The sequence below is a fragment of the Mangrovactinospora gilvigrisea genome (assembly GCF_001879105.1).
In the GTDB taxonomy this organism is placed as follows: Bacteria; Actinomycetota; Actinomycetes; order Streptomycetales; family Streptomycetaceae; genus Mangrovactinospora; species Mangrovactinospora gilvigrisea.
The window spans coordinates 1-7,641 of sequence record NZ_MLCF01000163.1 but is presented as its reverse complement, the minus strand read 5'-3'; the positions used below and the strand labels follow the sequence as shown (position 1 = coordinate 7,641).

10 protein-coding genes are annotated in these 7,641 nt (G+C 73.3%); 7 read left to right on the top strand and 3 right to left on the bottom strand.

Going from position 1 to position 7,641, the window contains the following annotated elements:
- Window positions 1-126 precede the first annotated feature (126 nt).
- The 4 genes from BIV57_RS24725 to BIV57_RS22590 all read left to right on the top strand — a co-directional run bounded on the left by BIV57_RS24725 (window position 127) and on the right by BIV57_RS22590 (window position 1,388).
- The gene (locus BIV57_RS24725; protein WP_139275766.1) at window positions 127-333 is read left to right on the top strand and encodes a hypothetical protein; all 207 of its coding nucleotides are present in this window, start codon (window positions 127-129) and stop codon (window positions 331-333) included.
- Window positions 334-439: 106 nt separating this feature from the next.
- A complete protein-coding gene (locus BIV57_RS24720; RefSeq protein ID WP_139275765.1) occupies window positions 440-733 on the top strand; it encodes a hypothetical protein in 294 nt (97 codons plus the stop codon).
- A gap of 26 nt (window positions 734-759) precedes the next feature.
- Window positions 760-996 carry a FitA-like ribbon-helix-helix domain-containing protein gene (locus BIV57_RS22595; RefSeq protein ID WP_071658727.1) on the top strand — a complete coding sequence of 79 codons (237 nt, stop codon included), beginning with the start codon at window positions 760-762 and terminating at the stop codon, window positions 994-996.
- A complete protein-coding gene (locus tag BIV57_RS22590) occupies window positions 996-1,388 on the top strand; it encodes a type II toxin-antitoxin system VapC family toxin (protein ID WP_071658726.1) in 393 nt (130 codons plus the stop codon). The genes BIV57_RS22595 and BIV57_RS22590 overlap by 1 nt, the downstream gene beginning before the upstream one ends.
- A gap of 145 nt (window positions 1,389-1,533) precedes the next feature.
- Here the strand turns inward: BIV57_RS22590 and BIV57_RS22585 are convergent, their stop codons facing one another.
- The gene (locus tag BIV57_RS22585; protein WP_071658730.1) at window positions 1,534-2,547 is read right to left on the bottom strand and encodes an alpha/beta fold hydrolase; all 1,014 of its coding nucleotides are present in this window, start codon (window positions 2,545-2,547) and stop codon (window positions 1,534-1,536) included.
- Between the two features lie 213 nt (window positions 2,548-2,760).
- On the opposite strand from BIV57_RS22585, the gene BIV57_RS22580 reads away from it, so the two are divergent.
- Entirely contained in the window at window positions 2,761-4,152 is a 1,392-nt protein-coding gene (locus tag BIV57_RS22580) for a sulfatase-like hydrolase/transferase (protein WP_071658729.1), read from the top strand.
- Window positions 4,153-4,160: 8 nt separating this feature from the next.
- On the opposite strand, the gene BIV57_RS22575 is transcribed toward BIV57_RS22580, so the two are convergent.
- A complete protein-coding gene (locus tag BIV57_RS22575) occupies window positions 4,161-5,258 on the bottom strand; it encodes a WD40 repeat domain-containing protein (RefSeq protein WP_071658725.1) in 1,098 nt (365 codons plus the stop codon).
- Between the two features lie 173 nt (window positions 5,259-5,431).
- Here BIV57_RS22575 and BIV57_RS22570 point away from each other — a divergent pair, with 173 nt between their 5' ends.
- Entirely contained in the window at window positions 5,432-5,917 is a 486-nt protein-coding gene (locus BIV57_RS22570; RefSeq protein WP_071658724.1) for a hypothetical protein, read from the top strand.
- On the opposite strand, the gene BIV57_RS22565 is transcribed toward BIV57_RS22570, so the two are convergent.
- Window positions 5,901-6,932: an alcohol dehydrogenase catalytic domain-containing protein gene (locus BIV57_RS22565; protein WP_071658728.1), complete on the bottom strand. Its 1,032-nt coding sequence runs from the start codon at window positions 6,930-6,932 to the stop codon at window positions 5,901-5,903. The genes BIV57_RS22570 and BIV57_RS22565 overlap by 17 nt on opposite strands.
- Window positions 6,933-7,023: 91 nt before the next feature.
- Between BIV57_RS22565 and BIV57_RS22560 the strand changes: the two genes are divergently transcribed.
- Window positions 7,024-7,485, top strand: a complete 462-nt coding sequence (locus BIV57_RS22560) for a MarR family winged helix-turn-helix transcriptional regulator (RefSeq protein ID WP_071658723.1) — start codon at window positions 7,024-7,026, stop codon at window positions 7,483-7,485.
- Window positions 7,486-7,641: the final 156 nt, after the last annotated feature.

Here is a 7,641-nt window from a genome sequence, read left to right as displayed (position 1 = left end):
GCGCACACCCCGCCTGAGCTGCGCTTTCCTCACTCTCACGAGTGACATCGGGGCACGGCGCCCGGACGACACACCGACGCAGGGCCCCGTCTGCCCATCGGTTTGCCCATGAGGACCCTCGTCCGCATGACAGCAGGCAACATCCGCAAGCGCGGAAGCGGCGACGAAGTCCGGGTCAGCGCGGGGCGGGATCCGATCACCAAGAAGCCGAAATACCTCACGGCCACGTGCCGCACGGTCGAGGCCGCGGAGTTTCCTGTCGCGAGCCTGATGGTGTGTCAGTCGGCTCGGCGGTACTCATTGATCACTCCGGTGAGTACCTTGCGGTGTTGATTGCGCGCTGCGGGGAACAGGGTGACGACGGGGTTGTCATCGGGCGCGTGCAGGTGGAGGGCTTGGTGGGGCCGCGTGCGAGCTGGGTGGCCCAGGCGGCGATGGGGTGGCGGGTGACGCCGAAGATGTGGACGGCATGGAGGGGATTTCGCGCTTCTGCGCGGACGCGTTGTCCGGCGGTATGGACGAGGCGATCGCCGATCGGGCCGGCGCGTACGTCAGCAAGGAGCTGTGGCCGCAGCTCGTTGATGAGCAGAAGCGCGCAGGCGGGTGCGAGGATCTCGCCCGCGCGGCGCGGGAACTTCTGAGGCTGCGCCAAGGTGGTTTCTGCGCTGGCGGCGGCCGGCCATGGGGCCGTGGTTCCGCCGGCTTCGGTGCGTGCCCAGGTGGATTACGGTAGCGCTGAATCAGCGCTACTCTCTAGGTATGGCCACCATCCAGATCAGGAACCTGTCGGAGTCCAGCTACGAGACCATGAAGCGCCGTGCCGAACGAGCAGGCCAGTCCCTGCAGGAGTACATGCGCGCGCTGGTCGAGGGCGAGGCCGCAGCTCTCACCATGGACGAGGCCCTGGAGCGTACTCGCGAGCTCGCCAAGGGCAGTGCCATAACGCGCGACGAGATCGTGGAAGCCGTCCGCGCCGACCGGGAGGCCCGCGCCTGATGTACGTCATCGACGCCAGCGCGCTCGGCGAGGTCTTCGTCGGATCCGACGATCGCGCCGAGCGTCTCCGCTGGCGCGTCGCCCGAACCCGACTTGCCGCACCGCATCTGATCGATATCGAGATGCTCTCCCTCCTGCGCGGCCAGGCGAAGGGGAAGAAGATCACGGCAGAGGCGGCGGAAGGGGCCGTCGCCCTGCTGCCGCAGTTCCCGCTGACCCGGTACGACCATGTCGGCCTCGCTTCGAGGATCTGGGAACTGCGGCACAACGCAGGCTCCTATGACGCCACTTACCTAGCACTGGCCGAGCATCTCTCCGTCCCGCTGCTGACCGCCGACAAGAAGATGACCGGGGTCTCCGGGGCGACGTGCCGGATCGAACTCGTCACCTGACCGGCCCGGCGTCGGGGCGGTGTGAGCCCGGTGTGGGTCGTTTCCCCAAACTCCCCACTCTGACGCTCCGCCAGGAGCGTCGCGCACACCCCGCCTGAGCTGCGCTTTCCTCACCCGATCGAGCGAAACGACGGACGCGAGGCGCTCAGGCCCGGTCTCGCCGCAGGGCTTCGGCGTCGAGGGTGGCGAGCCAGTCGGTCAGCAGGCGGTTGACCTCGTCGGGGCGTTCCTGCTGGATCCAGTGGCCGCAGCCGTCCAGCAGGTGCGAGGCGGTCAGGGCGGGGAGGGTGGTCGAGTAGGCGTCGATGGCGTCGGCCATCCATGTGGTGGAGGCGTCCACGGCGCCGCCGATGAACAGGGCGGGCTGCTTGATCGGAGCTCCACGGTGCGGGGCGAGGTCTTCCCAGTCCCGGTCCATATTGCGGTAGCGGTTGAGTGCGCCGATGATCCCGGTGCGCTCGAACTCCCCGGCATAGAAGTCGAGGTCGTCCCTGCTCAGCCAGGCCGGGAGGACTCCCGTGGGGAAGCGGTCGCGCAGTCGGCCGCCGGCACGGGAAACGAAGTGCGGGTCGGGCTCGCCCGAGGCGGGCATGGTGTCGGCGGACAGGGCCGCGTAGAAGCCGGCGAGCCAACCTCGGACGTCGGGCTCGATCTCCGCTTCGGCGCGCCCGGCCTGCTGGAAGTAGGAGACGTAGAACTCCTGCTCAGGGCCGCCGATCTGACTGAAGACGCCGGTGGGTCGGGGCCCGCCGGGCGGGGCGTAGGGGACACTCAGCAGGCCGACGGCGCGAAAGACCTCGGGATGGAGCAGGGCGGAGGCGGAGGCGATGTTGGAGCCCCAGTCGTGGCCGACGACCACTGCGCTCTCCTCGCCGAGGGCGCGCACGACGGCCACGTTGTCCTCCACCAGGTCGAGCATCCGATAGGCCTCGGGGGCCTCCGGCTTGGAGGAGCGACCGTAGCCCCGCACGTCGATCGCCACCGCCCGATAACCGGCCGCGGCGAGGACGGGGATCTGCCGGCGCCAGGAGTACCAGGACTCGGGGAAGCCGTGCACGAGCAGGACCAGCGGGCCGTCGCCCTGCTCGACGAGATGCAGGCGCCCGGCCGGAGCTTCAACGGTGCGGTGGCGGAGTTCGGTGGACGCGTCGGAGTTCATGCGGTGCTTCTCCTGGTCTCGCGGATGGACGTAGGTGTGCATCGATCATCCGTCGCGGCCGCCGCCTGGACGGCATGGCATGCTCCCGGAGGGGATCGAATTGACCGTCGTCGGCTTGGGCGGCGACGAGCACTCCGAGGTGCTCCGCGTATTCCCGGTCCTTTGGGGCAGGGAGGACGTCAGAGTGACCGCCCCGGGGAGAGGATGCTCGACATGGCGCGTGAGGCCCGACGGCCCAATGCGGTCGTGGTGCTGACGGACCAGCAGCGGTGGGACACCTGCGGGGTGCACGGCAATCCGCTGGGCGTCACGCCGGTCTTCGACCGGATGGCGCGGGCGGGGACGCTCGCCGAGTGCGCGATCACCCCGAACCCGGTGTGCGCCCCCGCGCGGGCCGCGCTGCAGACCGGGCGCTGGCCGACCGCGGTCGGCGTGCACCGCAACGACCGGGTGCCGCGGGCGGACGTCCCCACCCTGGCCGGGCTCTTCGACGCGGCCGGGTACGCCACCGGCTACCTGGGCAAGTGGCATCTGGCCGACCGCGATCCGGTGCCGCCCGGGCAGCGCGGCGGCTACCGGCACTGGCTGGCGTCCAACACGCTGGAGTTCACCTCCGACGCCTACCGCACGGTGCTGCACGACTCCGACGGCAGGCCCGTCTTCCTGCCCGGCTACCGCTCGGACGCGGTCTTCGACGCGGCGATCCGGTTCGCGGCCGAGCACCGCGGCGAGCCGTTCCTGCTCTTCGTCTCGCTGATCGAGCCGCACCACCAGAACGAGGTGGACGCCTACCCCGCGCCTGACGGCGCGGCCGAGCGGTTCGCCGGCGGCGGCTGGCTGCCGCCGGACCTGGCCGCGCTGGAGTCCGCGGGCGGGTCGGCGCACCGCCATCTGCCCGGCTACCTGGGCCAGATCGAGCGGGTCGACCAGGGCCTGGGCCGGCTGCTGGACGCGCTGCGGTCGCTGGAGATCCTGGACGACACCGTGCTCGCCTACACTGCCGACCACGGCAGCCACTTCAAGACCCGCAACGCCGAGTACAAGCGGTCCTGCCACGACTCCTCGGTACGCGTCCCGCTGGCGCTGCGCGGCCCCGGCTTCGACGGCGGCCGGGTGCTGCGCGGCCCGGTGAGCACGCTGGACCTGCCGCCGACGCTGCTGCAGGCGGCGGGCATCCCGGTGCCGGACGGGATGCACGGCCGCTCCCTGCTGGAGCCGCGGGACGCGGCCGCCGCGGAGGCGTACGTCCAGATCAGCGAGGCGGAGTGCGGCCGGGCGCTGCGCACCGACCGCTGGAAGTACCACGTCGCGGCCCCGGAGGCGCGGCACGCGGGCGAGCCGTGGGCGCCGCGCTACGTCGAGGCCTCGCTCTACGATCTGGCCCACGATCCCTACGAGTTGGACAACCTGATCGGCCTGTCCTCGCACCGCGAGGTCGCCGACGGGTTGCGCGGGCGGCTGCTGGCGCGGATCGCCGCGGCCGGCGAGCCGCCCGCCGAGATCGTCCCCGCCCCGCCGCGGGCCCCCGGCCAGCGCCGCGTCGACCCCCAGGCCTGGGACGCCCCCCTGGACGGCCTCGGCCTCGGACATCGCGCGGCGTTCTGAGCGCGCGGTCAGCCGGCGTAGCGGGAGACGCCCCAGAGGAGGGCGCCGGTGCCGGTCGGGCCCTGGGTGAGGAGGGTGCGGCTGTTGGGGGAGAAGGCGGCGAGGCCGGCGCCGGAGAGGGAGGCGCGGTGGCGCAGGCGGGCCGCGCTGCCGGTGCCCTGGATGCCGAAGAGCTCGACGGTGGTGTCGCAGACGATCGCGAGGAGGCGGCCGTCCGGGGAGAAGGCCAAGTACCGGTTTTTGGCGTGTATTTCGCTCGCGGGCAGGTCCTGGAGGTGGCTGAGGCGGTAGCCGCGCTGCGGGTCGAGCGCCCAGCGCCACAGCTTGAGGTACGGCGCATGGCCGTTCCATGCCGTTGCGGCGATCAGGCCGCTGCCGATGTGGTGGGCGAAGCCGCCGAGCGAGTCGACGCACGGCACCCCGTCGATCAGGATGCCGGGGTTGATCGGGTCGGTGGTGTACAGCATCCACCAGTCGCCCAGCTCCGAGCCGAAGTCCATCGCCAGGCAGCTCCGGGCGCCGTCCGGGCTCACCACGAAGGTCATGCAGCGGACCTTGCCGTTGGGGTCGGAGAAGTTCCAGGCGGAGCCGTAGTCCGTGGGACGGGCGGGATCGCTGGTGTCCACGAGCGTGATGTGCTGGCTGCCGGCCATGCCGGAGAGCCGGACGAGGGCGAACCGCTTGCCGTCGGGCGAGAACTCCAGGCCCCAGCGTTCCGGCAGGCGCGGCAGGCCGTAGGCCGACAGCTTGACCGGACGGGCCGGGTCGACGAGGTTCCAGAAGAGCAGGTCCAAGCCGGACGGGGCGGTGGAGGCCGCCACGGGCCGATCGGGCAGCGTCTGCTGCAGGCTGCCGAAGCCGGCCGGCATCTCCCCGGCCTTGACCGGGTGCGACGGCCGGCTGACGTCCCAGTACCAGGCGCCGGCGGAGGTCTGCGCCAGCAGATGCCGCCCGTCGGAGTGGAAGCCGGCGCTGCTGATCGACTTGTTGCCCGGCAGCCCGTCCAGCCGGCCGATCGGTGTCGGCCGCGCGGCTGAGGCTTGGCGGGCGAGCGCGGGCGGCGCCGCCGCCCCCAGCGCCACGCCGGCCCCGGCGCCGGCCCCCATCCCCAGAACGGCACGTCGAGATGATGCCCCCACGATGATCCCCCCGGATCTCCGGGGCCCGTCCGATGCGGGCCCGCCAAAGGTGCCGCTCCACGTTGCCCCGGAACCATCGGCCCCGGCAAGCCCCGATCCGGCGAGTACCCTCGCGGGTGGTCGCGCTGGGGAGGTGGCCCATGGCCGAGGCGGACGGCGAACCGGTTCCGGGTGAACTCCGGTACGAGCGGCGGGTGGCGCGCCCGGCACGGATGATCGCGGCGTCGGCGGTGCTGTTCGCGGTGGGCGGGGTCCTGGTGCTGGTGTGCTCGGGCCAGGGGTTCGCGGTCTCCGTCGGATGCGAGCTGGCGTTCGGCGCGGTGCTGAACCTGGTCGGCTACTACGGCTGGCAGAACGGCTCGCGCAGCGAGTTCGACGCGGTCGGCATCCGGTCGCGGCGCGGGGTGTTCCGGCGGGAGGCGCGGTGGGAGGAGATCCGGGGGGTGGAGCTGAACGCGGGGCTGCTGCTGAAGGCGTATCTGACGTCGGGTCGCTCGTTCCGGATCGGCGCCCCCGTCATCGGCGGCTACCACGCCGAACCGGCGCAGCGCGCCGAGGCGGCGCGGATCCTCGCGCTGTGCGCGTCCTACCTCGACCGCCGACGGGCCGTCAGCCCCCGTTGGTGAGGACGGCCTTGCCGGCAAGGGTGCGGTGGGCGAGGGCCTCGTGGACGGACGGTGCCTCGGCGAGCGGCGCGGCGGTGATGCGCGGGGCGGTGCCGCCGGCGTGGGCGCCGGCGAGGAGGCCGGCGAGCGCGCTGCGGTAGCGGTCGTGGTCGGCGCGGATCTCGCGGGGGACCATGGCCAGCGCGGTGCGGCGGCCGGGGCGCAGCCGCAGCAGCGTCAACCGGGCGGCCGCGCGCAGCGTGTCGCCGACCATGTGCCCGGGCCGCCCGCTCGCCGCGTAGCTCACCAGCACCCCGCCCGGCGCCAGCACCCGGTACCCCTTGCGCAGCGCGTCGCCGCCGAGGTGGTCGAAGACGGCCTGCACGCCGCCCGGTTCGCGCTCGCCGAGGACGGCCTCGAAGTCCTCGCGGCGGTAGTCGATGAGCTCCACGCCGTTGCGGGCCAGCGCCTCGCGCGCGTCCGGCGCGGACGCCGTGCCGTACATCCGCAGGCCGCGCGCGGCGCCCAGCGCGCCGACCGCCCGGCCGACGCCGCCGTTGGCGCCCTGGATCAGGACGGTGTCGCCGCGGCGGAGCCGGCCGTGGGTGTCGAGCAGGCTGACCGCCGTCAGCTGGTCCAGGGGGACGGCGGCGGCGACGTGCGGGTCCATGCCGTCCGGCAGCGGGACCAGCTGCCACAGCGGCAGGACGACGTACTCGGCGTAGCCGCCCATCCGGGTCATCGCGGCGGCGACGCGGGCGCCGGGGCGGACCCCGGCGGGTGCGGGCGCCGCGGGGTCGGGGGTGACGTCGACGATCTCGCCGGCGAGCTCGTAGCCGGGGGTGAAGGGGGTGCGGCGCTGCAGCAGGTAGTCGCCCGAGCGGGCCATCAGGTCGGTCATGCCGACGCCCGCGGCGAGCACCTTGACGCGGGCGTGGCCGGGCGGGGGCGCCGGCAGCGTCGCCCGGACGGTGCGCAGCACCTCGGGCCCGCCGAACCGCTCGACGACGGTCTTGCGGAAGGAGATGTCGGTCATGGTCGCGCACCCCATCGCTGGATTAAATGTCGTGTCATTAAGTTACACGACATCTGTGCCGTGTCAATCGATGCCGTGTAACCTGTTGCGCATGGATCCGGTGGAAGAGGTGCGTTATCTGGTGCTCGCGGCCCAGCGGGAGGGGAACCGGGCGCTGGCGGCGGCGCTGCGGCCGCTGGGGGTGACGCCCGCGCAGGGCGAGGTGCTGCGGCTGCTGGCGGAGCGTCAGCCGCTGAGCCTGTCGGGGCTCGGCGCGCTGCTGGTCTGCGAGAGCGGCGCGAACCCGAGCCGGCTGGTGGACCGGCTGGTGGCGGCGGGCCTGGTCCGGCGCGAGGGCGGCGTCGCGGACCGGCGCCATGTGCAGTTGACGCTCACCCCGGACGGGCGGCGCGCGGCGCGCGGCGCCGCCGAGGCGGAGGCGGCACTCCACGCGCACATCGCCGAGGCGGCGACGGGCCGCGACCTCGACGCGGTCCGCGACTTCCTCCGTGCGCTCGTCGGCGACCGGGGTGCCGGCCTCGCCGTCGCCCGCCGCGCCGGCCGGGCGGAGTGAGGCGCGGTCGGCCGGTCATCCCCCGGCGCGCCGCGGCGGTGCCCCCCCGGGCCAGCCCGGCCTGGGCCCGGGCGTGAAGGCGTGCGAAGGCGCGCTAAGGGGCGCGAAGGGGGGCGTGCGGGGGTCTTGCAGGGGGCGGTGGGGCGTCTACTGTGG

Bases quoted from the DNA above. Each gene is read 5' to 3' on its own strand.
- BIV57_RS22590 (WP_071658726.1), top strand. From the start codon at position 996: ATGTACGTCATCGACGCCAGCGCGCTCGGCGAGGTCTTCGTCGGATCC.
- BIV57_RS22565 (WP_071658728.1), bottom strand. From the start codon at position 6,932: ATGACCGACATCTCCTTCCGCAAGACCGTCGTCGAGCGGTTCGGCGGG.
- BIV57_RS22560 (WP_071658723.1), top strand. From the start codon at position 7,024: ATGGATCCGGTGGAAGAGGTGCGTTATCTGGTGCTCGCGGCCCAGCGG.
- BIV57_RS22570 (WP_071658724.1), top strand. From the start codon at position 5,432: ATGGCCGAGGCGGACGGCGAACCGGTTCCGGGTGAACTCCGGTACGAG.
- BIV57_RS24725 (WP_139275766.1), top strand. From the start codon at position 127: ATGACAGCAGGCAACATCCGCAAGCGCGGAAGCGGCGACGAAGTCCGG.
- BIV57_RS22575 (WP_071658725.1), bottom strand. From the start codon at position 5,258: ATGGGGGCCGGCGCCGGGGCCGGCGTGGCGCTGGGGGCGGCGGCGCCG.
- BIV57_RS22580 (WP_071658729.1), top strand. From the start codon at position 2,761: ATGGCGCGTGAGGCCCGACGGCCCAATGCGGTCGTGGTGCTGACGGAC.
- BIV57_RS22595 (WP_071658727.1), top strand. From the start codon at position 760: ATGGCCACCATCCAGATCAGGAACCTGTCGGAGTCCAGCTACGAGACC.
- BIV57_RS22585 (WP_071658730.1), bottom strand. From the start codon at position 2,547: ATGAACTCCGACGCGTCCACCGAACTCCGCCACCGCACCGTTGAAGCT.